22 protein-coding genes, 2 tRNA genes and 1 rRNA gene are annotated in these 24,293 nt (G+C 56.6%); 7 read left to right on the top strand and 18 right to left on the bottom strand.

Annotated elements, in window-relative coordinates:
• The first annotated feature begins 290 nt into the window (after positions 1–290).
• Positions 291–1,031, top strand: a complete 741-nt coding sequence (gene dpaA, locus ACMGG5_RS10165; RefSeq protein WP_024909462.1) for a peptidoglycan meso-diaminopimelic acid protein amidase — start codon at positions 291–293, stop codon at positions 1,029–1,031.
• Here the strand turns inward: dpaA and ACMGG5_RS10160 are convergent.
• Together ACMGG5_RS10160 and lpcA are read right to left on the bottom strand one after the other, a co-directional pair.
• Positions 1,002–1,769: a class II glutamine amidotransferase gene (locus ACMGG5_RS10160; RefSeq protein WP_008500262.1), complete on the bottom strand. Its 768-nt coding sequence runs from the start codon at positions 1,767–1,769 to the stop codon at positions 1,002–1,004. The genes dpaA and ACMGG5_RS10160 overlap by 30 nt on opposite strands.
• Before the next feature lie 46 nt (positions 1,770–1,815).
• The gene (gene lpcA / locus ACMGG5_RS10155; RefSeq protein ID WP_010427884.1) at positions 1,816–2,394 is read right to left on the bottom strand and encodes a D-sedoheptulose 7-phosphate isomerase; all 579 of its coding nucleotides are present in this window, start codon (positions 2,392–2,394) and stop codon (positions 1,816–1,818) included.
• Between the two features lie 239 nt (positions 2,395–2,633).
• Between lpcA and fadE the strand changes: the two genes are divergently transcribed.
• Both fadE and ACMGG5_RS10145 read left to right on the top strand, forming a co-directional pair.
• Positions 2,634–5,078 (top strand): acyl-CoA dehydrogenase FadE, encoded by a 2,445-nt coding sequence (fadE, locus tag ACMGG5_RS10150; protein ID WP_248163438.1) that lies wholly within the window; start codon positions 2,634–2,636, stop codon positions 5,076–5,078.
• A gap of 108 nt (positions 5,079–5,186) precedes the next feature.
• Entirely contained in the window at positions 5,187–5,957 is a 771-nt protein-coding gene (locus ACMGG5_RS10145; RefSeq protein ID WP_061771816.1) for an amidohydrolase, read from the top strand.
• A 475-nt stretch (positions 5,958–6,432) separates the two neighbouring features.
• Here the strand turns inward: ACMGG5_RS10145 and ACMGG5_RS10140 are convergent, their stop codons facing one another.
• The 9 genes from ACMGG5_RS10140 to dnaQ form a co-directional block, all read right to left on the bottom strand.
• Entirely contained in the window at positions 6,433–8,034 is a 1,602-nt protein-coding gene (locus ACMGG5_RS10140) for a gamma-glutamyltransferase family protein (RefSeq protein WP_420278615.1), read from the bottom strand.
• Positions 8,035–8,043: 9 nt separating this feature from the next.
• Positions 8,044–8,919 (bottom strand): ABC transporter permease, encoded by an 876-nt coding sequence (locus tag ACMGG5_RS10135; protein ID WP_024909458.1) that lies wholly within the window; start codon positions 8,917–8,919, stop codon positions 8,044–8,046.
• A 2-nt stretch (positions 8,920–8,921) separates the two neighbouring features.
• Positions 8,922–9,863 (bottom strand): ABC transporter permease, encoded by a 942-nt coding sequence (locus tag ACMGG5_RS10130; RefSeq protein ID WP_015571382.1) that lies wholly within the window; start codon positions 9,861–9,863, stop codon positions 8,922–8,924.
• A gap of 18 nt (positions 9,864–9,881) precedes the next feature.
• Complete coding sequence (locus ACMGG5_RS10125) at positions 9,882–11,396, bottom strand: ABC transporter substrate-binding protein (RefSeq protein ID WP_024909457.1); 1,515 nt, start codon at positions 11,394–11,396, stop codon at positions 9,882–9,884.
• Between the two features lie 2 nt (positions 11,397–11,398).
• Positions 11,399–12,481, bottom strand: a complete 1,083-nt coding sequence (locus ACMGG5_RS10120; protein WP_032646950.1) for an ABC transporter ATP-binding protein — start codon at positions 12,479–12,481, stop codon at positions 11,399–11,401.
• Complete coding sequence (locus ACMGG5_RS10115) at positions 12,478–13,491, bottom strand: ABC transporter ATP-binding protein (protein WP_420277810.1); 1,014 nt, start codon at positions 13,489–13,491, stop codon at positions 12,478–12,480. The genes ACMGG5_RS10120 and ACMGG5_RS10115 overlap by 4 nt, the downstream gene beginning before the upstream one ends.
• Positions 13,488–14,207 (bottom strand): FadR/GntR family transcriptional regulator, encoded by a 720-nt coding sequence (locus ACMGG5_RS10110; RefSeq protein WP_024909454.1) that lies wholly within the window; start codon positions 14,205–14,207, stop codon positions 13,488–13,490. Before ACMGG5_RS10110 ends, ACMGG5_RS10115 begins: the two co-directional genes overlap by 4 nt.
• A gap of 379 nt (positions 14,208–14,586) precedes the next feature.
• Positions 14,587–14,663 (bottom strand) — tRNA-Asp (locus tag ACMGG5_RS10105).
• 132 nt (positions 14,664–14,795) lie between these two features.
• On the bottom strand, positions 14,796–15,527 hold the full coding sequence (gene dnaQ / locus ACMGG5_RS10100; RefSeq protein WP_055726119.1) for a DNA polymerase III subunit epsilon: 732 nt from the start codon (positions 15,525–15,527) through the stop codon (positions 14,796–14,798).
• On the opposite strand from dnaQ, the gene rnhA reads away from it, so the two are divergent.
• Positions 15,481–16,059 carry a ribonuclease HI gene (gene rnhA / locus ACMGG5_RS10095; RefSeq protein WP_175557791.1) on the top strand — a complete coding sequence of 193 codons (579 nt, stop codon included), beginning with the start codon at positions 15,481–15,483 and terminating at the stop codon, positions 16,057–16,059. The two genes, dnaQ and rnhA, sit on opposite strands and share 47 nt — an antisense overlap.
• Here the strand turns inward: rnhA and ACMGG5_RS10090 are convergent.
• Positions 16,056–16,775 carry a class I SAM-dependent methyltransferase gene (locus ACMGG5_RS10090; protein ID WP_420277809.1) on the bottom strand — a complete coding sequence of 240 codons (720 nt, stop codon included), beginning with the start codon at positions 16,773–16,775 and terminating at the stop codon, positions 16,056–16,058. The two genes, rnhA and ACMGG5_RS10090, sit on opposite strands and share 4 nt — an antisense overlap.
• 32 nt (positions 16,776–16,807) lie before the next feature.
• On the opposite strand from ACMGG5_RS10090, the gene gloB reads away from it, so the two are divergent.
• Entirely contained in the window at positions 16,808–17,566 is a 759-nt protein-coding gene (gene gloB, locus ACMGG5_RS10085; RefSeq protein WP_024909451.1) for a hydroxyacylglutathione hydrolase, read from the top strand.
• Between the two features lie 68 nt (positions 17,567–17,634).
• Positions 17,635–18,999, top strand: a complete 1,365-nt coding sequence (gene mltD, locus ACMGG5_RS10080; RefSeq protein WP_032645479.1) for a murein transglycosylase D — start codon at positions 17,635–17,637, stop codon at positions 18,997–18,999.
• 52 nt (positions 19,000–19,051) lie between these two features.
• On the opposite strand, the gene ACMGG5_RS10075 is transcribed toward mltD, so the two are convergent.
• The 3 genes from ACMGG5_RS10075 to ACMGG5_RS10065 all read right to left on the bottom strand — a co-directional run bounded on the left by ACMGG5_RS10075 (position 19,052) and on the right by ACMGG5_RS10065 (position 22,013).
• The gene (locus ACMGG5_RS10075) at positions 19,052–19,825 is read right to left on the bottom strand and encodes a class I SAM-dependent methyltransferase (protein WP_420277808.1); all 774 of its coding nucleotides are present in this window, start codon (positions 19,823–19,825) and stop codon (positions 19,052–19,054) included.
• 75 nt (positions 19,826–19,900) lie between these two features.
• Complete coding sequence (locus tag ACMGG5_RS10070) at positions 19,901–20,701, bottom strand: endonuclease/exonuclease/phosphatase family protein (protein ID WP_024909448.1); 801 nt, start codon at positions 20,699–20,701, stop codon at positions 19,901–19,903.
• A 136-nt stretch (positions 20,702–20,837) separates the two neighbouring features.
• Positions 20,838–22,013, bottom strand: a complete 1,176-nt coding sequence (locus ACMGG5_RS10065) for an MFS transporter (RefSeq protein ID WP_420277807.1) — start codon at positions 22,011–22,013, stop codon at positions 20,838–20,840.
• Between the two features lie 104 nt (positions 22,014–22,117).
• Here ACMGG5_RS10065 and yafC point away from each other — a divergent pair, with 104 nt between their 5' ends.
• Positions 22,118–23,023 (top strand): DNA-binding transcriptional regulator YafC, encoded by a 906-nt coding sequence (gene yafC, locus ACMGG5_RS10060; RefSeq protein ID WP_032646938.1) that lies wholly within the window; start codon positions 22,118–22,120, stop codon positions 23,021–23,023.
• A gap of 28 nt (positions 23,024–23,051) precedes the next feature.
• Here yafC and dkgB read toward each other — a convergent pair whose 3' ends face one another.
• The 3 genes from dkgB to rrf form a co-directional block, all read right to left on the bottom strand.
• Positions 23,052–23,855, bottom strand: coding sequence for a 2,5-didehydrogluconate reductase DkgB (dkgB, locus tag ACMGG5_RS10055; RefSeq protein WP_032646936.1), 804 nt, complete (start codon positions 23,853–23,855; stop codon positions 23,052–23,054).
• 160 nt (positions 23,856–24,015) lie between these two features.
• Positions 24,016–24,092 (bottom strand) — tRNA-Asp (locus ACMGG5_RS10050).
• 56 nt (positions 24,093–24,148) lie between these two features.
• Positions 24,149–24,264 (bottom strand): 5S ribosomal RNA (gene rrf / locus ACMGG5_RS10045).
• Positions 24,265–24,293: the final 29 nt, after the last annotated feature.

Raw genomic sequence — 24,293 nt, 5'->3', positions numbered from 1 at the left:
CAGGTTTCCATGAACAACAATCCAGTGGCCGCGAAGTGTAACATTTTCCCCTTCTTGCGGGCAGGGAATCCGCCGTCGCGCGCGCCAAATTGCGAGCTAATGCGCAAAGTTCCTGGAGCCATCGCGATTTTGATGGTTTATAAAGTAAAACTAATTTGTAAACTCACCGCCCGGCTCTTGCGAAAATCTATAGCGGTGCTAATGTGAGCGCTCCTAACAGAATAATCTGATTTCGGGTCTCTTTTGCCGTCCTGGCAAGTTGGTCATGGTTTTATCAAGGAACTAGTAGTATGCGTAAAATCGCATTGTTCATTGCGATGCTTCTGATTCCGTGCATGTCGTTTGCCGGACTGCTCAGCAGTAATAGCTCAACGACGCCGGTCAGCAAGGAATATAAACAGCAGTTAATGGGATCGCCGGTTTATATTCAAATCTTCAAGGAAGAACGCACTCTCGATCTGTTTGTGAAAATGGGCGAGACCTATCAGCTGCTTGATAGTTACAAAATTTGTAACTACTCCGGCGGGCTGGGGCCAAAACAGCGTCAGGGCGACTTCAAAAGTCCGGAAGGGTTCTACAACGTTCAGCGCAGCCAGCTCAAGCCTGACAGCCGCTTCTATAAAGCCATTAACATCGGCTTCCCGAATGCCTATGACCGTGCTCACGGTTATGAAGGTAAATACCTGATGATCCACGGTGCCTGCGTGTCTATCGGCTGTTATGCGATGACCGATTCCGGCATTGATGAGATATTCCAGTTCGTGACCGGCGCGCTGGTCTTTGGACAGCCTAGCGTACAGGTCAGCATCTATCCGTTCCGCATGACGGACGCCAACATGGCGCGTCACAAGTACTCATACTACGCGGATTTCTGGAAACAGCTGAAGCCGGGTTACGACTACTTTGAGCAGACCCACAAGCCGCCGGTGGTCTCTATCGTAGATGGCCGTTACGTGGTCAGCAAACCGCTGAGCCACGAAGTCGTCCATCCACAGCTGGCGTCAAATTACACGGTCCCCGAGACAAAATAGCACCCACTCGCCTGGCATAATCTTTTGCCAGGTTTCGTTGCCCGTCAGCGGCTGCGTTGCAATGACTGTGACCACATCGTTCGGTGTGGTCTCCTTCTGAAAGTCTATCTCCACATCCTGATCCAGCAGCGTCGCCACGCCAAACGGCGCACGGCGGGTGATCCAGAACAAATTCGTCGAGCAGAACGCCATCACATAGCGGCCGTCAGAGAGCAGCATGTTGAACACGCCTTTTTCGCGAAGCTCTGTCGCCAGCGTCGCGATGTATTTGAACACGGCAGCCATGTTGCCTGGCGTGCGGGGATAGCGCTCCGTCAGCTTGTGCAGCAGCCAGCAGAAGGCTTTTTCGCTATCCGTTTCGCCAACCGGGCGGAAATTGCCCGTCTCCAGCGACTTATAGCCCGTGAGTTGCCCGTTGTGCGCGTAGGTCCAGTTACGGCCCCACAGCTCGCGGGTAAACGGATGGGTATTTTCCAGCGCCACTTCGCCACGGTTAGCCTGACGGATGTGGGCGATCACCGAGCGGGACTTGATGGGATAGTCCTGCACCAGTTTGGCAATCGGTGAGTTAAAGCTGGGCTGTGGATCTTTGAACGTGCGACACCCTTTGCCTTCGTAGAAGGTGATGCCCCAGCCGTCTTTATGCGGCCCGGTTCCTCCACCGCGCTGAACCAGCCCGGTGAAACTAAAGCAGATATCGGTTGGCACATTGGCGCTCATCCCGAGCAGTTCGCACATACGTCACCTCCACAACAGCGGGGGCAAGAGTGCCCCCAGCGAAGTCTTACTTAACCATCTCTTTTTCGATCAGCTGGATCAGGATGTGGATCACTTTGATGTGAATTTCCTGAATACGGTCAGCATAACCGAAGTGCGGAACGCGAATTTCAACATCCGCCGTACCGTCCATCTTACCGCCATCTTTACCCGTCAGGGTGATGACTTTCATCCCTTTTTCACGCGCGGCGGCGATCGCTTTGATCACGTTGCCGGAGTTGCCGGAGGTAGAAATCCCCAGCAGCACGTCGCCTTCACGGCCTACCGCTTCAACGTAGCGGGAGAAGATGTGATCGTAACCGAAGTCGTTGCCTACGCAGGAGATGTGGCTCACGTCTGAAATCGCAATCGCCGGGTAGCCCGGGCGGTTTTCGCGATAGCGTCCGGTCAGCTCTTCTGCGAAGTGCATCGCGTCGCAGTGGGAACCGCCGTTACCGCAGGAAAGCACTTTGCCGCCGGCTTTGAAGCTGTCGGCCAGCAGGACCGCTGCGCGCTGAATAGCGTGAATATTGGCATCATCTTTCAGAAAGTTCGCCAGCGTTTCCGCCGCTTCGTTCAGTTCGTTACGAATAAGATCCTGGTACATGAGGATAATCCTTCAGTATTGATGAAATAACACAGTGGAGTGTACCGGATAGCGCGAAAAGCGAGAAGCTAAAGCCATGCGAATCGTCCGGCGTTTTGATTTTTTGTGCCGGCTAAAACACGAACAATGTGAACCAGGTTGTAATTATTTTGTAAACACATTGCTAAAGGAATTTACATCAACTACAACCATATCATCACAAGTGGTCAGACCTCCTACAAGCAAGGGAGCTTTTCTTTATGATGATTTTGAGCATTCTCGCAACCGTTGTTCTGCTCGGTGTGTTGTTCTATCACCGCGTAAGTTTATTCCTGAGCAGCCTGATTCTTCTGGCCTGGACGGCTGCGCTTGGCGTCGCAGGTCTCTGGAATATCTGGCTTTTAGTCCCTCTTGCCATCATTCTTCTGCCGTTTAACCTGGCGCCGATGCGTAAATCCATGATCTCTTCGCCGGTGTTCAAGGGCTTCCGCAAAGTGATGCCGCCAATGTCGCGTACCGAGAAAGAAGCGATTGATGCGGGCACTACCTGGTGGGAAGGCGACCTGTTCCAGGGCAATCCGGACTGGAAAAAGCTGCATAACTACCCGCAGCCGCGCCTGACCGCGGAAGAACAGGCGTTTATTGACGGCCCGGTAGAAGAAGCCTGCCGTATGGCAAACGACTTTGCCATCACCCACGAAATGGCCGATCTGCCGCCAGAGCTGTGGGCGTACCTGAAAGAGCATCGCTTCTTCGCGATGATCATCAAGAAAGAGTACGGCGGTCTGGAGTTCTCCGCTTACGCTCAGGCTCGCGTGCTGCAAAAGCTGGCAGGCGTTTCCGGGATCCTGGCGATTACCGTTGGCGTGCCTAACTCCTTAGGGCCGGGCGAACTGCTGCAGCATTACGGTACGGAAGAGCAGAAAGATCATTACCTGCCGCGTCTGGCACGCGGTCAGGAAATTCCGTGCTTCGCGCTGACCAGCCCGGAAGCAGGCTCCGATGCGGGCGCGATCCCGGATACCGGCGTGGTCTGCATGGGTGAGTGGCAGGGCGAGCAGGTGCTGGGCATGCGCCTGACCTGGAACAAGCGTTATATCACCCTAGCGCCTATCGCCACCGTGCTGGGTCTGGCCTTTAAGCTCTCTGACCCGGAAAAACTGCTGGGTGGTGAAGAAGATCTGGGCATTACCTGTGCGCTGATCCCAACCTCTACCCCAGGCGTCGAGATTGGTCGCCGTCACTTCCCGCTGAACGTGCCGTTCCAGAACGGTCCGACCCGCGGTCAGGATATCTTTGTGCCGATTGACTACATCATCGGTGGCCCGAAAATGGCCGGTCAGGGCTGGCGTATGCTGGTGGAATGTCTGTCGGTGGGCCGCGGCATTACCCTGCCGTCGAACTCAACCGGCGGTCTGAAGTCGGTCGCGATGGGGATTGGGGCTTACGCTCACATCCGTCGTCAGTTCAAAATCTCCATCGGCAAGATGGAAGGTATCGAAGAGCCGCTGGCGCGTATCGCGGGCAACGCCTACGTGATGGACGCCGCCGCCACGCTGATTACCTACGGCATTATGCTGGGCGAAAAACCGGCCGTACTGTCCGCCATTGTGAAGTACCACTGTACCCATCGCGCGCAGCAGTCAATCATTGACGCGATGGATATTGCAGGCGGTAAAGGCATTATGCTCGGCGAAGGCAACTTCCTGGCGCGCGGCTATCAGGGCGCACCGATTGCCATCACCGTGGAAGGGGCAAACATCCTGACCCGCAGCATGATGATCTTCGGTCAGGGCGCAATTCGCTGCCATCCTTACGTTCTGGAAGAGATGGCCGCCGCGCAGAACAACGACGTGGATGCCTTCGATAAGCTGCTGTTCAAACATATCGGTCACGTGGGCAGCAACAAGGTGCGCAGCTTCTGGCTGGGCCTGACGCGCGGCCTTACCAGCGCCACGCCGACCGGCGATGCGACCAAACGTTATTACCAGCATCTGAACCGTCTGAGCGCCAACCTGGCCCTGCTGTCTGACGTTTCCATGGCGGTGCTGGGCGGCAGCCTGAAGCGTCGCGAACGTATCTCTGCCCGTCTGGGCGATGTGCTGAGCCAGATCTTCCTGGCCTCTGCGGTCCTGAAACGCTACGACGACGAAGGCCGTCAGGAAGCGGATCTGCCGCTGGTGCACTGGGGCGTGCAGGATGCGATGTATCAGGCTGAACAGGCGATTGACGATCTGCTGGCGAACTTCCCGAACCGCTTCGTGGCGGGCGCCCTGCGCGTGGTGATCTTCCCGACCGGTCGTCACCACCTGGCGCCGTCCGACAAGCTGGACCACAAGGTGGCGAAGATCCTGCAGGTACCGAGCGCAACCCGCTCCCGTATCGGTCGTGGTCAGTATCTGACGCCGACGCCACATAACCCGGTGGGTCTGCTGGAAGAGGCGCTGCTGGACGTGATGGCTGCCGATCCGATTCACCAGAAGATCTGTAAACAGCTGGGCAAAAACCTGCCGTTTACCCGTCTGGACGAACTGGCAAAACAGGCGCTCGCCGGTGGCATTATCAATAAAGATGAAGCCGCTCTGCTGGTGAAAGCTGAAGAGAGCCGTCTGCGCAGTATTAACGTGGATGATTTCGAACCGGACGAGCTGGCGACGCAGCCGGTAAAGCTCCCGGAGAAGCACCGTAAACCTGAAGCGGCGTAACGCGTTTCGCTTATACAAACCCCGCCTCGCGCGGGGTTTTTTATTGCCACATTTTCTCGTTATGTCGTGCTACAGTGTCAAAAAGTGGTCGTTTGAGGAGTCTGAATTGTGCCTGGTCTGAAGATTTCTATTTTGCAGCAACCTTTAGTGTGGATGGATGGCCCCGCCAACCTGCGCCACTTTGATCGTCAACTGGAAGGCATTACCGGGCGTGATGTGATTGTCCTGCCGGAGATGTTCACGACCGGCTTCGCCATGGAAGCGGCGCAACAGTCAATGCCGCAGGATGAGGTGGTCGCCTGGATGCATGCCAAAGCTCAGCAGACCAACGCGCTGATCGCGGGTAGTGCCGCCCTGCAAACCGAACGCGGGCCGGTGAACCGCTTCCTGCTGGTGGAGCCGGAAGGGAAAGTGCATTTCTACGATAAGCGCCACCTGTTCCGCATGGCGGATGAGCATCATCACTATGAAGCGGGTCACGAGCGCGTGGTGTTTGAGTGGCGCGGCTGGCGTATTCTGCCGCTGGTCTGCTACGACCTGCGTTTCCCGGTGTGGTCGCGCAACCGCAACGATTACGACCTGGCGCTGTATGTCGCCAACTGGCCTGCTCCGCGCTCCCTGCACTGGCAGTCGCTGCTGGTGGCGCGCGCGATTGAGAACCAGGCGTACGTGGTGGGCTGTAACCGCGTGGGAACGGACGGCAACGGGCATCACTATCGCGGCGACAGTCGGGTGGTGAATCCGCAGGGCGAGATCATCGCCACCGCCGAGCCGCACCAGGCGACGCGCATTGATGCGGAGCTGTCGTTAACGGCGCTGAAAGAGTACCGGGAGAAGTTTCCGGCGTGGCAGGATGCGGATCCGTTTAGCATCGGCTGAAATTTTCCCCTCACCCAAAGGGTTGAGGGATCCCCATAAAATAATGCCAGCAAAGACGACTCCCTCTCCCTTGAGGGAGAGGGCTGGGGTGAGGGGGAACATACGACTGCGGAGGTTATTCCGTTCACTTTATGTTCCTCGCTACTCTGTAACGACACAACCTGTGAACGTGCCAGGGTGGCTCAGTCGCCACCACCCTAGCGACCCGGGCTCCCGGCGGTAAATCGCCGCTTCGCGGTGCCCTCGGCTTATTCCTTCCGGCTTGTCGGGGACGGGCGGAGGCAACGTCCATGTAAAGCCCGCCCTCTCGGCGCATCCCTGCGCCTCGCCCCGGCCTACAGGAAACGCCTCAGCGATTTACAGCCGGATCAGGGCATCGCTGTAAGTCATGAATTATCCTGAAACAATATTTATCGCTTCCGGCTAAAAAATTACCGGGGATCCCTCAGCCCAAAGGGAGAGGGAGGATAAAACATTAACTCACCAGCGCCTGCCCGTCCTTGCGGCTTTCCGTCGCGGCCACGTAGTGCCCTTCCGGCAGGCGATAGATCACCTGCGCACCGCCGAAGTTGTAATCCTGCAGCGGATCTTCCACCACGATCTGATGCCCGCGTTCGCGCAGCGCGGCAATCGTATTGCGATCGAACGTTGATTCAACGATCACCTCCCTGCCCTGCACCACGCGCCAGCGCGGGGCGTCGATTGCGGCCTGCGGGTTTTGCCCGTGCAGCATGATGCGCAGCGCCATCTGCATGTGCCCCTGCGCCTGCATCGGGCCGCCCATCACGCCGAAGGACATCAGCGGCTGGCCGTTGCCGTCCATCGCAAAGCCCGGAATGATGGTGTGGAACGGACGCTTGCTGCCCGCCAGCGCGTTCGGGTGATTCGGATCCAGCACAAACCCGCAGCCCCGGTTTTGCAGGCTGATCCCGGTATCCGGCACCACGATGCCTGACCCAAAGCCCATATAGTTGGACTGAATAAACGAGACCATCATCCCGCTGGCATCCGCGGTGCTGATGTAGACCGTGCCGCTCTGCGTCGGGGAACCGTAGACAAAATCAGATGCGCTGTCGTGGTTGATCAGCGCCGCGCGCGACTTCAGGTAATGGTCGCTCAGCAGCTCTTTCGCCGCGAACGCCATGTGTTCTTCATCCGCCACGTAGCGGTCGAGATCCGCCAACGCCAGCTTCATCGCCTCAATGGAGAGATGCAGAGACTGCACGGAATCCGGATGATGCTTCTCAATGCCGCACTGATCAAGAATGCCGAGAGCGATCAGCGTGGCGATCCCCTGGCCGTTAGGCGGTAGCTCCTGCACCGAACCGCCCGCGAAGTCGCGCGACAGCAGTTCGACCCAGTCCACGCGGTGGTTGGCCAGATCCTCAGCCGTCAGGTGCGCGCCATGTTCTTTGGCAAAAGCAGCGATTTTCTGCGCCAGCTCGCCGCGGTAAAAGGCTTCGCCGTTGGTGCGGGCGATCAGCTCCAGCGAGTTCGCCTGCGCCGGGTTGCGGAAGATCTCCCCCACGCGCGGGGCGCGGCCTTCCGGCGCGAAGCAGGCGCTGAAGCCCGGCTGATCTTTCAGCTTGCTATAACCGCGCTGCCAGAGATGCCCAATCAGCGGCGAGACCGGGAAACCGTTGCGCGCATAGTCAATGGCGGGTTGCGCCAGCGTAGTCAGCGGCAGCGTGCCGAAGCGTTCCGCCAGGGCGACCCAGCCGGATACCGCGCCCGGCACGGTCACCGCGTCCCAGCCGATTTCCGGCACCGTGGTTTTACCGGCAAACAGATCCGCATGCCAGCTCGCAGGCGAACGACCGGACGCGTTCAGGCCGTGCAGCTTTTCGCCGTCCCAGACGATGGCAAAGGCGTCGCTGCCAATCCCGTTGCCGGTCGGCTCGACCACCGTCAGCGCCATCGCGGTGGCAATGGCCGCATCCACGGCATTCCCGCCCAGCTGCAGCATCTTCATGCCCGCCTGCGCCGCCAGCGGCTGAGACGTCGCAACGGCGTTATGGCCCAGCATCGGCGGGCGGCGTGAATCGTAACCGGACGTAAAATCAAGCGCTTTGGTCATCATGACTCCTTAGTCATGGCGCGGATCGAGCGCATCGCGCAGCCCGTCGCCGAGTAAATTAAAGCCCTGCACGGCAAGAAAAATCGCCACGCCGGGGAAAATGGACATCCACGGGGCCTGCTCAAGAAACCCTTTAGCGGTGTTGAGCATAGAGCCCCAGGACGGATTGGGCGGCTGCTGTCCCAGCCCTAAAAACGACAGGCTGGCTTCAGCGATTATCGCCGAGGCAATCGCCAGCGTGGCCTGCACCAGGATCGGCGACATCACGTTGGGCAGGACGTATTTAATGATGATCCAGCGATCCGGCAGGCCAATCGCCCGCGCGCCGTCGATATACTCTTCGTTGCGAATGGCGATCACCTGGCCGCGCGTCAGGCGGGCAAAGATCGGCATCGCGGAGAGGCCAATGGCGATCATCGCGTTGGTCAGGCTTGGGCCCAAAAATGCCCCCAGCGCGATCGCCATGATCAGGAACGGACAGGCCAGCAGCGCCTCGATAAAGCGCGAGATCACGCCGTCCCACATCTTCTGGAAGTAGCCCGCCACCAGCCCCAGCGGCACGCCGATAACCACCGCAATAACGACCGACATACAGCCCGCCATCAGCGAGGTGCGAGCCCCCCAGATAATGCGGGATAAGATGTCGCGCCCCAGCTCGTCGGTGCCGAACCAGTACATCGCCGACGGCGCTTTGCGCACCGCCAGGAAGTTGGCTTTCACCGGATCGAACGGGGCGATCCACGGCGCCAGCAGCGCCACCAGCACAAAGAACCCCACCACCACCGCGCCAATCACCGCGCTTTTATTGCCGAGGAATTTCTTCAGTACCCGGTTCTGCGCGCGCGGCAGCGCGGGCGTAACGGTTTGCGTCGTCAGTTCCGCCATGGTTAACCTCGCATTTTCGGGTTGATAAGGACGTAGAGCACGTCGGCCAGCAGGTTGAGCATCAGGAAGCCGATTGCCACGATCAGCACCACACCCTGCACCACCGCGTAGTCACGGTTGAATACCGAGTCGACGATCATCTTGCCGAAGCCCGGAATGGTGAAAACCTGCTCGGTCAGCACCGCACCGCCCAGCAGCTCGCCAAACAGCAGCGTGGTGAGGGTAATCACCGGCACCAGCGCGTTGCGAAACGCGTGCTTTAAGATCACCGCCTTCGGCAGCAGCCCCTTAGCGCGCGCGGTGCGGATGTAATCCGCTTTCAGCACGGCAATCATCGAGGCGCGGGTATGGCGCATCAGCGTTGCCGCGAGGCCCGTTCCGAGAACGGACGCGGGCAGCAGCAGCGTGCGCAGGTTCTGGATCGGATCTTCACTGAACGGCACGTAGCCGGAGGCGGGTAGCCACTGCAGGTTCACCGAAAAAACCAGAATCAGCAGGATCCCCAGCCAGAAGTGCGGGATCGAGATCCCCGAGATCGCCACGAAGTTCGCCCCGTGATCGACCCAGCTGTTTTTGTTCACCGCCGCGAGGATCCCCATGCTGATGCCAAACACCAGCGCGATAATCATCGCCAGCAGGGACAGCTCCAGCGTGACCGGCAGCTTGCTGGCAATCAGCTGCGTCACCGGCTCGTGCGTGCGTAAGGAGACGCCCAGATCGCCCTGCAGCGCCCGCGTCAGCCAGTGGAAATACTGCACGGGGATCGGCGCATCGAGGTTCAGCTCCGCACGCAGCTGAGCGATGACCGCCGGATCGCGCTCCTCGCCGGCCATGGCGATCAGCGGGTCGCCGGGCAGCAACTTTTGCAGCCCGAACACCATCATGCTCACCAGCAGTAGCGTCGGGACGGCCAGCAGCAGACGTTTGCAAATCAGTTCCAGCATGGGCTCTCCTCAGGACGGTTATTTCGCCAGCGTCAAACCCGCCAGACGCACGATGCCGTCCGGGTAAGGCTTAAAGCCCTGCACGCTTTTGTTCAGGCCGAAAATACGCGGCTCGAAGTAGAGGTAGGCAATCGGCATGTCGGTTTGCAGCTGCTTCACCACCTTGTCGTACAGCGGCTGGCGTGCGGCCTGGTCGGTGCTCTGGCGCGCCTGGGTCAGCCATTCGTCAACCTGCGCGTTACTGTAGCGGCCGTCGTTCAGGGTGCCTTTGCTGTTGATAAAGCCGTAGATGCTGCCGTCCGGATCCGGGCGTCCCGACCAGCCGGAGAAGCTCAGCTGATAGTCTCCGCTCTGCTGGCGATCCAGCAGCGTGGCGAATTCGGTCATCTGCAGGTTCAGGGTGAAGCCCGCCTCGGCCACCATCGCCTGCAATACCTGCCCCACCTGCTGCGAGGTTGGGTTGTTCGGCACCAGCAGGTTGACGGTCAGCGGCGCGGTCACACCGGCGGCTTTCAGCAGCGCTTTGGCTTTATCGACGTCACGCGGCGGGACCGGCAGGTTAACGTGATACGGGCTGACCGGTGAAAACGCCTGGTTGGCCGGGGTGTAGAGCCCTTCAAAGACCACCTGGTTTAGCGCATCGCGGTCGATAGCCTGCGAGAAAGCCTCGCGCACGCGGGCATCCTTAAACGGATCGTTCGCAGGCACCTTGCCGTTGTTGATGTTAAAGGTGATGCCCTGATAGCCCAGACCCGTTACCTTTGCCAGCGCCAGCTTGCTGTCAGCCTCGACGGTTTTCACATCGCTGGCGGCGATGCCTTCGGTCAGGTCGAGATCGCCCGCACGCAGGTTCGCGAGGCGCACAGAGGCATCCGGGATCGGCAGATAGATAATTTTGTCGAAGTGGTAGGCGTCTTTGTTCCAGTAGTTGTCGAAGCGGGTCAGAACAATACGGTCCTGGGACACGCGGCTGTCGAATTTATACGGGCCGGAACAGACGGGATGGGCGGCAAAGTCAGGCTTTTTCGCCGCCTCGGGGGCCATCATCGCGCCCGCGCGGTCGGTGAGCTGCATCAGCAGTGCCGCATCAGGCGTTTTCAGGTGCAGCGCAATCTGCATCGGGCCGGTGACCTCGACCGATTCAACGGAGGAGATCTCGCTCTTACGCAGGGAGCCTTTTAAGGTCAGGGCGCGGTCGAGGTTGTATTTTGCCGCGGCGGCATCGAATTTCTCACCGTCGTGGAAGGTGACGCCTTCGCGCAGATTGAGCGTCAGGGTTTTACCGTCCGCACTCCACGCCCAGTCTTTGGCCAGACCGGGTACGACCTTCAGATTTTCATCCACGTCCACCAGTCTGTCGCACAGGGAGGCAAACACGAAGCGGCCATAGTAGGTGCGCGCCAGATGCGGGTCGAGCATGTCCGGGTCAGCGCCCAGACCGATTCGCAGCACGCTTTCAGAATGGGCGGGCAGCGCCGCGCCAAGCAACATAACACTTCCCAGTACGGTCAAAAGAGAATTACGCATTGTCATTATCATGAGTTCCTTGAAGGAAGGGACGAGTGAGTGGCCGCGTGTTCAAACAGCGCGCGGCGGCGCAGAAAAGCGGCGGATGGCGGTGCAATCTGGATAACGCTGCGATCGCGGTTGATCTCCTGCCAGCGGTGGCAGGCAACCTGACGCCCGCCGTCGAGCACCTGATTGATCGGCTCGACCTGGCGGCATTCGTCGGTGACGTACGGGCAGCGGGTGTGGAAACGACAGCCGGACGGCGGGCTGGCTGGGTTGGGCAGATCCCCCTGCAGCAGCGGCGCATCTCGCTCAATGCCCGGCTGCATCTGCGGCGCCGAGGCGATCAGCGCCTGGGTATAGGGATGCAGCGGCGCGTCAAAAATCTCATCCACGGTGGCAAGCTCGACGATTTGCCCGAGATACATGACCGCCACGCGGTCGCTCATATGGCGGATCACCGCCAGGCCGTGGGCGACAATCACCATCGTCAGCCCCAGCTGGTGCTTCAGGCTTTCCAGCAGGTTGACCACCTGCGCCTGAACGGAGACGTCCAGCGCGGATACCGGCTCATCACCCAGCAGCAGCTTCGGTCCCGAGGCCAGCGCGCGCGCAATGCCGATACGCTGGCGCTGCCCGCCGGAAAACTCGTGCGGATACCGGCCGGCCCAGGCGGCGGGCAGGCCTACAGTCTTGAGCAACTCGGCAACGCGGTACTGGCGATCCGCTTTTTTCATGTTCTGATGCAGCCACAGCGGCTCACCGACGATCTGCTCCACCGTCATGCGCGGGTTTAGCGAGGCGAAGGGATCCTGAAAGATGATCTGCAGCTCGCGCCGGAGCTGATTGAGGCGCGCACCCGAGGCATGCGTGATCTCTTCCCCCTGGTAAAACACGCGCCCTTCGCTGGCGGCCAGCAGGCGCAGCAGCAGACGGCCAAGCGTGGATTTTCCGGAGCCGGATTCGCCGACGATCGCCAACGTTTCGCCCGGCATCACGGCAAGCGAAACGCGATCGACCGCCGTGACAAACCGTGCCGGAGTAAAGAGCTTTTTGGGGCCAGGGAAAAGCTTGCTGAGGTCACGGGCTTCAAGAATGGGCGTGGTCATGCGATTTCTCCCAGGGCAATGTGCTGTTCGAGCGGCACGCGGAAGCAGGCGACCTGATGGCCCGCGCCGAGCGTGGCGAGCTGCGGTTTTTCATCATGGCAGCGGGACTGCGCAAACGGGCAGCGGGTGGCAAAGCGGCAGCCTTTCGGCATGGATTCCGGGAGCGGGACCGCGCCGGGAATGGTGGAGAGTTGGCCCTTGCGTGCGCCCAGCGAGGGGATCGAGCCCATCAGGCCGATGGTGTACGGGTGCTGCGGATCGGCAAATATCGCCTCCGCGCTCCCCTGCTCCACCACCTGCCCGGCATACATCACGGCGACCTGCTGGGCGACTTCTGCCACCACGCCTAAATCGTGGGTGATCATCAGCACCGCCGTGCCGGTTTCCTCTTTTAAGGCGTTGAGCAAGGCAAGGATTTGCGCCTGGATGGTGACGTCGAGCGCGGTGGTGGGCTCGTCAGCAATCAGCAGTTTGGGATGGTTAATCAGCGCCATCGCAATCATCACGCGCTGGCGCATGCCGCCGGAAAGCTGGTGAGGGTAAGCCTTGAGACGCATCTCTGCCGCCGGGATCTGTACCTTCTCGAGGATCTGCAGCGCGACCTTCATCGCCTCTGCGCGCGAGACGTTCTGGTGGCGCATAACCGCTTCGCTAAGCTGATCGCCCAGCGTAAACGCCGGATTGAGCGAGGTCATCGGCTCCTGAAAAATCATCGCCAACTCGCTGCCGCGCAGATCGGCATATTCGCGCGGTGAGAGCTTTAGCAGGTCGTGGCGGCGAAACTGCATCTCCCCGCTGACGATCCGCGCGCTGGCGGGCAGTAACCCCATCAGCGCCAGTGAGGTGATACTTTTTCCGCAGCCGGACTCCCCCACCAGCGCCAGCGTTTCGCCCGCCCTGACGGTCAGAGAAATACCATCAAGCACGCTAACCGGCGAGCCAGCAAACGTAACGTTGAGATTTTGCACTCGCAATACGGGCGTGGCGTCCTTAAAGGGTATTGTCGTCATGGCGTGAAGTCGTCCTCGAGGTGGATCGCCTGAATCAGGGCGGTTTGCAGGCTGAGCAGGTGTTCGCGCATGGCGGCCGCGGCTTCATTAGGCTGGCGATGGATAATCGCAGCCATGATCTTATGGTGGTGGTCGTTATAGCTGTCGACACGTTCGGGGGTGCGTGCCAGTTCGCGCAGATGCTGCCAGCCCGGTTCACGCCGCACGGCATCAATGGCATCAAACAGGCCGAGCATCAGGCGGTTGCCCGCCGCCTCGGCAATCGCCCGGTGAAAGGCGCTATCCCACAGTTCGTTGAGATCGCGGTCATCCGGGCTGACCTTATCGATGCGTTCCAGCATGCGCTGCATGAGCGCGAGGTTTTCCCTGGTGGCACGCAGTGCCGCAAGCCGGGCTAAGCCGGGTTCGAGCTGTAGACGAGCTTCCATCACTTCCAGAAGGTTGGTCTGCTGAACCAATCCCTGAAGGGCCAGCGGTTCAACAGGTGCCGCCGGACCAATAAAGGTCCCTTTGCCCTGCTTACGCCAGATGCGCCCCTCTTCTTCCAGCACGTCCAGCGCACGACGCACTTCACGTCGCCCTACGCCGAGAGTGTCCGACAGCTCACGTTCCGTGGGCAGCGGTATGCCTGGTGTTGACTCATGCTGGTTGATTAGCCCGCGCAGCTGCTCAAGCGCGGTGCTGGAATTGGCCAGAAACCGTGACGGTTTTTCCATATTGGTTCGCTCGCTTTCATCATAATTTTATTTTTATTAACGATAAGTTATTGATATGGAATGAAGCTTATCGTGCTAATGATTAAGCAATAACCAAACCAATACGCAATTGGTTCGGTTATTTTTTGGAAAGCGGGAGATAACCAAATGATTCTGCGTGAATTATTTTTACAGAAAGACACATTCTGACTGAGGTCTGAAAGGAGGTTCGGTGGTTAAATGCACAATACCAGTGCAGATAACGCACTATATTTGTGCAATTGTTAATTAATTGCACCATATATATTAACTTTTTGTTAACGATAATTGAGGGGATGAGATTACAGAATGCTGAAACGACGAAGGCCTGAATCATTTCTGATTCAGGCCTTCTGAATAGTGGCGGAACGGACGGGACTCGAACCCGCGACCCCCTGCGTGACAGGCAGGTATTCTAACCGACTGAACTACCGCTCCACTGTTCCCGTTTGGGGAACGAGGCGCATATTACGGTGCGCCTCCGATCTCGTCAACGCTTTTTCTCGCGTTTTGAATCGTTTGCTGCAAAAATCGCCCAAACGATGATTTTACAGGCATTCCGGCGTTTTTTCAGGCGCGCCACATACAGCTACCGCCCTTCTTCTGGACCAGATCAAGCCGGGATTCGTGGTTATGAAGCTCTTCATCACTGGCTAAAACAACCCGCAACCGACTTGCCTGACGGACAACACGCTGAATGCCCGCTTCGCCTTGCGTCTGCTGGGATTCATTTTCCATACTGAACTTCATTGAGGTCTGCCCGCCGGTCATCGTCAGATAGACATCCGCCAGGATCTGGGCATCGAGCAACGCCCCGTGGAGCGTTCGTTTGGTATTGTCTATCTCGTAGCGCGAGCAGAGCGCATCCAGGCTGTTACGCTTGCCGGGAAACATCTTCCTTGCCAGCGCCAGGCTGTCCGTCACCTTACAGAAGGTGTTCGTCTTAGGGATATCACGATTAAGCTTGCTGAATTCATAATCCATAAAGCCGATATCGAATGAGGCGTTATGGATGACAAGCTCGGCACCCTTGATATATTCCAGGAACTCGTCAGCGACATCCGCAAACGTCGGCTTATCCAGCAAGAACTCATCGGCAATCCCGTGAACGCCGAACGCTTCCGGATCCACCAGCCGATCGGGTTTGAGGTAGACGTGGAAGTTGTTCCCCGTAAGACGACGGTTCACCACTTCAACGGCGCCGATCTCGATGATCTTATGCCCTTCGTAGTGCGCGCCGATCTGGTTCATACCGGTGGTTTCGGTATCGAGGACAATCTGGCGAGTAATTGCAGTGCTCATAGCGGTCATTTATGTCAGACTTATCGTTTTACTGAACGTTTCGAATACAGGAAGTCTACCAGAGATGCGTAAACAGGTAGAAATTTTCACCGATGGATCTTGTCTCGGTAACCCAGGACCCGGCGGTTACGGCGCGATTATGCGATATCGCCAGCACGAAAAAACTTTTAGCGAAGGCTATTTTCTGACCACCAACAACCGGATGGAGTTGATGGCGGCCATCGTGGCGCTGGAGGCGTTAAAAGAACATTGTGACGTGGTGTTAAGCACCGACAGTCAGTACGTGCGCCAGGGGATTACCCAGTGGATCCACAACTGGAAAAAACGCGGCTGGAAAACCGCCGATAAGAAACCGGTCAAGAACGTCGATCTCTGGAAACGTCTGGATGCTGCGCTGGGCCAGCACCAGATTAAGTGGGAGTGGGTTAAAGGCCACGCAGGCCACCCGGAAAACGAACGCTGCGACGAACTGGCGCGTGCTGCGGCATCCAATCCCGCTCATGAAGATGCGGGCTATCAGCCCGACGTTTAATCGGTTTTTTTGTACTGCCGCGTAGCGCCGACAGTCTGGCGGATGGGCGTTTTCGACTTGCTCTGCTTCATGGGGTTAAGCGTAAGGGGAATGGTTCGCTTACGCGCGACGATAAACTGCAAACAGCCCAACGCGGGGAGGTGGGTACTCAGTACAACGCCCCCCTGCCGCGCCCAGGGCAGCACCTGAAAACCACCGTAGCAGAGCACTTCAAAGTTCAGCAGCGAAAGCCAGTCGAGCTGGCGCATCATGGTGAACATCCGGCTGTTGTAAGGTGGGGCCCGGCGTAGTACCGGTACCAGCTTACGCAGGCCCATCAGGCTTAGCGGATTAAACCCGCTCAGTACCAGCCAGCCGTCATCAATCAGCACGCGATCGGCTTCGCGAAGCAGACGATGCGGATCGCTGCACCAGGGCAGCATGTGGGCGAGCAAACAGGCATCAACGGATTTTTCCGCAAACGGCAGATGCAACGGGTCTGCTTTCACCTGAACCGGCGCTCCGCCGAGAGAGACGTTGACCTGATGCGAGATAGCGCAGCTTTCGGTATTGATTTCCGCGCTGAGATTGCCAATCTTAAGCAGGTGAAAGCCATACATTTTCGCCAGCCAGGGCTTCAGCTGTTGTTCTAACGCTTCGCGATAGTATTCACCCCAGGGCAATTCCGCCCAACGTTCCGGTGCTGCGACAGTCTGAGGTATCCTTGCCGGTTTCATCAAAACACCCGCCACGCTATAAGAGGTAATGTATGAATCTTATCAGTATTCCAGCCTTTGAGGACAATTACATCTGGGTTTTGGTTGACGACGATCGCCGATGCGTCATTGTCGATCCCGGAGAATCCGCCCCCGTTCTGCGCGCAATAAAAGAGAACGGCTGGCAGCCGGAAGCCATTCTGTTGACGCATCACCATCACGATCATACTGGCGGCGTGCCTGAACTGCGCGCTCATTTTCCGCATCTGGTGGTTTACGGACCGGCGGAGGCACAAGATAAGGGCGTCACGCAAGTAGTCGAAGAAGGCGAAACTATCCTCATACGCGAGTGGGAGTTTTCCGTATTTGCTACACCAGGTCACACTTTGGGACATCTGTGTTTCTACAGTAAACCTTATCTTTTTTGCGGCGACACGTTGTTCTCCGGAGGCTGCGGAAGACTGTTTGAAGGCACGCCAGCTCAAATGCACCAGTCTTTACAGAAGATTAATGCGTTACCCGATGACACCATTATTTGTTGCGCCCATGAGTATACATTAGGAAATATGAAGTTTGCCGTGAGCCTCTTACCCGAGGATCGGGCGATTCAGGATTATTATCACAAAGTGAAGGAGTTACGTGCAAAAGACCAAAAAACACTACCCGTAATTCTGAAAAATGAGCGCCAAATTAATTTATTTTTACGAACAGATGATATTGATTTAATTAATAAAATTAACCAAGAAACAAATTTGCAACAACCAGAACAGCGATTTGCATGGTTAAGGTCAAAGAAAGATAACTTCAGATAATTGCGGGTTGCCTTTTCAAAATTTCGCCGTTATTATCGCTCGTCTTTTAAGCAACTATTGACACACACATGAAGGCAAAAGCGATATTACTCGCCTCTGTCCTGCTTGTAGGTTGCCAGTCGCAGAACGGCAGCAACGTACAACAGCACGCACAGAGCCTTTCTGCAGCTGGTCAAGGGGAAGCAGGGAAGTTTGCAAGTTCGGCGCGCTGGATGGACGATGGAACATCTTTCGCGCAGGATCAAGACTTGTGGACCTCTATTGGCGACGAGCTAAAGATGGGAATTCCGGAAAATACCCGGATTCGCGAACAGAAACAGAAGTATTTAAGTAATAAGAGCTATCTCCACGATGTAACGTTACGGGCAGAGCCGTATATGTACTGGATAGCCGGGCAAGTTAAGAAACGTAACATGCCTATGGAGCTGGTACTCCTACCCATAGTGGAGAGCGCTTTTGACCCACACGCGACGTCTGGCGCCAATGCCGCAGGCATTTGGCAGATCATTCCGAGCACCGGGCGAAACTATGGTCTGAAACAGACCCGCAACTATGATGCGCGTCGCGATGTTGTCGCTTCAACGACAGCCGCTCTCGACATGATGCAACGTCTGAACAAGATGTTTGACGGTGACTGGCTGTTAACGGTCGCAGCGTACAATAGTGGCGAAGGTCGTGTACTGAAGGCAATGAAAGCGAATAAAGCACGGGGTAAATCCACCGATTTTTGGTCGCTCTCACTGCCACAGGAAACAAAGATTTACGTACCGAAAATGCTGGCATTGAGCGATATTCTCAAGAACAGCAAGCGTTACGGTGTACAACTGCCAACACCAGACGAAAGTCGTGCACTGGCGCGTGTTCGCCTCAGCAATCCGGTTGATATTCAACAGGTTGCTGATATGACGGGTATGTCGGTAAGTAAATTGAAAACCTTTAATGCTGGCGTTAAAGGCTCAACCCTGGGGGCAAGTGGCCCGCAGTATGTAATGGTTCCGCAGAAACATGCTGAGCAGTTACGTGAGTCTTTAGCTTCGGGTGAAATCGCCGCCGTTCAGTCAACGCTGATCGCGGATGTCTCATCAGTTAACAGCCGCAGTTATAAGGTTCGTTCAGGTGATACGCTTTCGGGCATTGCGTCACGTCTTGGCGTGAATGCGAAAGATCTGCAGCAGTGGAATAACCTGCGCAGCTCCGGCCTGAAAGTGGGTCAGACTCTGACGGTAGGTGCAGGTAGCAGCGCACAGCGTCTCGCCAGCAACAGCGATAGCATTACCTATCGCGTGCGCAAGGGCGATTCACTGTCCAGTATCGCAAAACGACACGGCGTGAACATCAAGGATGTGATGCGCTGGAACAATGATACTGACAATCTGAAACCTGGCGACCAGCTGACGCTGTTTGTGAAGAACAGCGCGACGCCAGACTCCTGATAGCACGATCGAAAGATAAAAAGGCACCGATTCCCCTCGGTGCCTTTTTTGTTTATCCCGCTTTTTGCGCTTCAGCCATGATGGTATCGCTGGTAAACGAGCCATCGTCCTGCAGTTCAAAGTATGCCTTTACCTCTGCGGACGCACTCTCCTGATACAGCCTGATTGCCTGGCTTAATGCTTCCGGGGTGCGCATACGCGCGATCCACGAGCTGAACTCAAGCGGTAAGCGGTCTGTAATCAACGCACGCGCGATCAGTCCCGCTTCAGTGATGAATGACAACCACTCTCCGCCGGCGTAGTTTTGCACGTGCGAGGTATCGCGCAGCGCTTCGACCGTCTGCAGCCAGATATTGCGCACCGGATGTCCAGGGGACATCACATCCATAATAATGAAGATGCCACCCGGCTTCAGAACACGTTTGACTTCGCGTAATGCCTGGCCGACATCATGCCAGTGGTGCGCGGAGTAACGGCTGATAACCACCTCAAACGACGCATCATCGAAAGGTAAGGATTCGGCATAGCCCTGGCGCGTATCAATGTTGTCCAGCCCCTTCGCTTTCGCCGCCTCGGCAACGACGTCCAGCATCTGGCTGGATAAGTCATACGCGGTAACGTGCGCGACATGCTGTGCAGCCGTAAAGCTGGCATGCCCTGCCCCGCAGCCTAAATCCAGCACGTGGGCCTGCGGGAATGCCGCCAGACGTTCACCGAGACGCACCAGATCGCGGCCAGAAGCATGTACGGCGCTGCTCAGATAGGCACTTGCCTGAGAACCAAACTGTTTTTCTACGTTGTCATGTTGGGAGTGTGTTGTTGTCATCGTACTGTCCTTTGTGAGTGAAAAATAAAGGGCAGCACCCGCGCAGGCCTGCCCCACGGCAGACCTGACACACCATTATTTATCAGGTTTGCCGGGACTGAATTCGACTAGTAGAGGGTTATGATCCGAGGCGCGCGTCACCAGAACAGAGGCGTCATGCACGCTCAAACCACGATAGAAGACAAAGTCGAGAGGACGACCAAAGGCTTTTTTGCGCTGGTCATCGCTAAAACGAACTTCACGCAGCGACATTTCGCGCGCAAAGCGATACAGCGCATTCATGCGTGGACGGCTCCAGGCATTGAAATCGCCTGCCATAATAATGGGTCCGCTGTGATGCGCTATCTGATCGCCAATGGGAAGTAACTGCTTACTGTAGACATCCACGCCCAGGCTGAAGTTTACCGCGTGGATATTCACGACCATCAACATACGGGTATCCGGCAGCGGATAGACCGTCACCAGCGCCGATTTTGCCAGACGCAGAATAGGTTCACGTTCGCGCAGAGGACAGCAATAGACGGGATGTGCTGCTGAAAGCGTCATCACGCCTGAGGGGTGTTGTGGCAGAACAAATGCAGGCACCTGGTCGGCGGCAAGATAGTTCGTGGTGGCAAACCGGACCAGCTCAGGGGTGGTTTGCGCCTCCTGGAGCAGAACCAGATGGGCATCTTTGCCAAAATTCTTGAGGACCGATAACCACTCTGCACGCTGCTGCTTAAAGATATTCCACACCAGTACACGGATTTTTTCATCGCTGCTTAACGGAGTGCCGGCGGGTAATGCCTGGCTTATGCTCGCAAATGACCCCGGAGGCAAGATCCTCTCCGCGGGCATTCCGGCAACATAACGCATGGCATAGGTATTTTTTCGCACTTTTGGAAACAGCCTCTGTAACATGAACCAGCCCGGAAAACGGACTGGTTCTAATGTTATAGGGACTTTAGGTCATACTTTCAACGCAATTTCTGAGAAACCGCTTTCCAGTTTTGTAAGCAAGCACTTACTGATTTTATCCCAGCGCGACACGAGCGGGTTTATCAAGACGTCCACTCTGGCCAATCAACAGGAAGGCGACCAGGACAATCACCGCACCAATCCACGGGGTCTGGGTTAATCCAACATGCGCTACGGTTTGTCCGCCAATGATAGAGCCCAGCGCGATGCCGATATTAAATGCGGCAATGTTCAGACCCGATGCCACATCCACCGCATTGGGCGTATAGAGCTCGGCTTTCTGGACAACGTAAACCTGAAGCCCGGGCACATTACCAAAGGCAAAGATCCCCATGACCAGCACCGTGACCAGCGCGGCGTAGTGTAGCGAAGCCGCGAACTGGAAAATCATCAGCAGGACAACCAGGGCGGCGAAGATGAATTTCAGCGCCGGTACCGCACCATGCTTATCCGCAAGCTTGCCGCCCCAAATATTGCCAATCGCAACGGAAATACCGTATCCCAGCAAAATCCAGCTCACGGCATTGGGGGAGAATCCTGCCAGGTCCTGCATCATCGGTGCAAGGAAGGTGAAGGCGGTGAATACGCCGCCATAGCCCAGTGCCGTGACCGCGTAGATGATCAGCAAACGCGGATGCGTGAGCACCTTCAGCTGATCGCGCAGACTGGCGCTGGCCCGGCCAGGAATATTCGACGGTACCAGCAGCAGGCTGGTCACCAGGGCAATGACGCCCAGTAAGGAGACGGCCAGGAACGTTTCACGCCAGCCGAAGTGCTGTCCGATAAACGTGCCCAGCGGTACGCCCGTAACAAGAGCGACGGTCAGCCCACCGAACATGATCGCAATGGCAGACGCCGCTTTCTCCTTGGGTACCAGGCTGGTTGCAATAGTGGAACCAATCGAGAAGAACACCCCGTGTGCAAGGCCGGTCAACAGACGAGCGATGACCAGCGTGGTGTAGTCCGGTGCCTGCCAGGCCAACACGTTGCCAGCGGTGAACAGCACCATCAGCGCGACTAACAGCTGCTTAAGCGGAAAACGTCCTGTCAGGGCCGTCAGCACGGGTGCACCGACGGCGACGCCCAGGGCATAGATGGACACCAGCAGCCCGGCGGAAGGCAACGAGATCGCAAGCTGGTTAGCAATGGTGGGAACCAGCCCCACGATAACAAATTCGGTCGTGCCAATTGCAAAGGCACTGATCGTCAGGGCAAGAAGCGCCAGTGGCATAAAATACTCCGTATCATCAGGATTAAGATGACAGGCAGTATGCGCCAGTGCTTAAATAACAAAAATGGTCAAAATATCAATAGAATTTTGCGGGTGGTGCAACAATGAAAGCAACGTCAGAAGAGCTGACAATTTTTGTCGCCGTCGTTGAAAGCGGCAGCTTTAGCCGCGCGGCCGAACAGCTGGGACAGGCTAACTCAGCCATCAGCCGCTCGGTAAAAAAGCTGGAGATGAAGCTTGGGGTGAGTCTGCTCAATCGAACGACGCGGCAGCTGAGCCTGACGGAAGAAGGAGAGCGTTATTTTCGCCGCGTGCAGTCGGTACTGCAGGAGATGGCTGCAGCGGAGACGGAGATTATGGAGACCCGCAGCACGCCGCGTGGGTTACTGCGCATTGATGCGGCCACGCCGGTGGTGCTTCACTTTCTGATGCCGCTGATTAAACCTTTCCGCGAACGTTATCCGGAGATGACGCTCTCGCTGGTCTCCTCAGAGACGTTTATCAACCTCATCGAGCGTAAAGTGGATGTGGCTATCCGGGCAGGAACCCTGACCGATTCAAGCTTGCGTGCCCGCCCTCTGTTTGCCAGCTACCGCAAAATTATCGCATCACCAGAGTATATTGCTGAACATGGTAAACCGGAGACGGTTGAAGAACTGAAGCAGCATCTGTGCCTGGGCTTTACGGAGCCGGTGTCGCTGAACACCTGGCCTGTCGCCTGTCATGATGGTCAACTTCATGAAATTACCTGCGGATTATCCTCAAACAGCGGGGAAACGTTGAAGCAGCTGTGCCTTACCGGGAATGGCATCGCCTGTTTATCGGATTACATGATTGATAAAGAAATTGCGCGCGGTGAACTTGTGGAGTTAATGGCCGATAAGCGTCTGCCGGTAGAGATGCCTTTTAGCGCGGTGTATTACAGTGACAGAGCGGTAAGCACGCGCATACGGGCCTTTATTGACTTCCTGAGTGAACATATAAAAACAGCTCCCGGAGGAGCTGTGTGAGGGTTTAGAGTACAGAGGGGGGTTAATATCAGTCCCAGTCAGGCGCTAAGCCTTCCGGGCTAACCAGACGATCGTTGCACTCCAGGGCTGCGATCGCTTTTTTATCGTCAGCATCCAGCTGAAGATCCGTTGCTAACAGGTTGCTGGCCAGGTTTTCACGCTTAGTTGATGATGGGATCACGGCATAACCTTCCCCCATTGCCCATGCCAGAATCACCTGCGCAGCAGTCGCGTTATGTTTCTCAGCGATACGCGTAATCACTTCATCTTTCAGCGCTTTACCGTAGGCCAGCGTCATGTATGAGGTGATGTGGATCCCGTGCTGTTTTGCCCAGTCTACGACTTTGCGGTTCTGCAGGTATGGAGACAGTTCAATCTGGTTGGTCGCAATATTTTCTGCACCAACAGCAGCAATGGCTTTTTCCATCAGCGGAATGGTGAAGTTGGAGATCCCAATTTCGCGGGTTAAGCCCTGCTTTTTCGCTTCCAGCAGCGCCTGCATGAATTCTTCTACGGAGACGGCATCGTTTGGTGATGGCCAGTGGATCAGCGTCAGATCGACGTAGTCAGTACGCAGTTTTTTCAGGCTCTCTTTCAGGCTAGGGATAAGCTTGTCTTTGCTGAGATTCTCAATCCAGATTTTCGTGGTAATAAACAACTCATTACGCGGTACACCGCTCTCTTCGAGAGCTTGTCCAACGGCAGCTTCGTTTTCATAAATCTGCGCCGTATCAACTGCGCGATAGCCCAGTTCGAGTGCGGTTTTAACTGATGCGATAACAACGTCGTCTTTCAGGCGGAAAGTGCCCAGACCAAATGCAGGGAGAGTCATAATATTCCTCAATCGTTATGTTCGTAAACTGAGGACGATTATCGCTGGCGGTGTTATAGAGAAAAAGATCGCAAAACGCAGAGGATTTTTGCTAATTTCGCAATAATTAAGCGTCAGATAAGAAAAAAGCCCTGAGCGTTAGCTCAGGGCTTTTAATAAGTGGCGGAACGGACGGGACTCGAACCCGCGACCCCCTGCGTGACAGGCAGGTATTCTAACCGACTGAACTACCGCTCCACCGAAGACTGCTTGTAACCACCGGATTTATGCACCGGCTTACTACTTAATTTGATGCCTGGCAGTTCCCTACTCTCACATGGGGAGACCCCACACTACCATCGGCGCTACGGCGTTTCACTTCTGAGTTCGGCATGGGGTCAGGTGGGACCACCGCGCTAAAGCCGCCAGGCAAATTCTGTTTAATCTGTATCAAGGCTG

The organism is Enterobacter sp. BNK-34 (assembly GCF_048684445.1).
In the GTDB taxonomy this organism is placed as follows: Bacteria; Pseudomonadota; Gammaproteobacteria; order Enterobacterales; family Enterobacteriaceae; genus Enterobacter; species Enterobacter pseudoroggenkampii.
The sequence above is the reverse complement of the archived record's forward strand: the minus strand, read 5'-3'. Positions and strand labels throughout refer to the sequence as shown.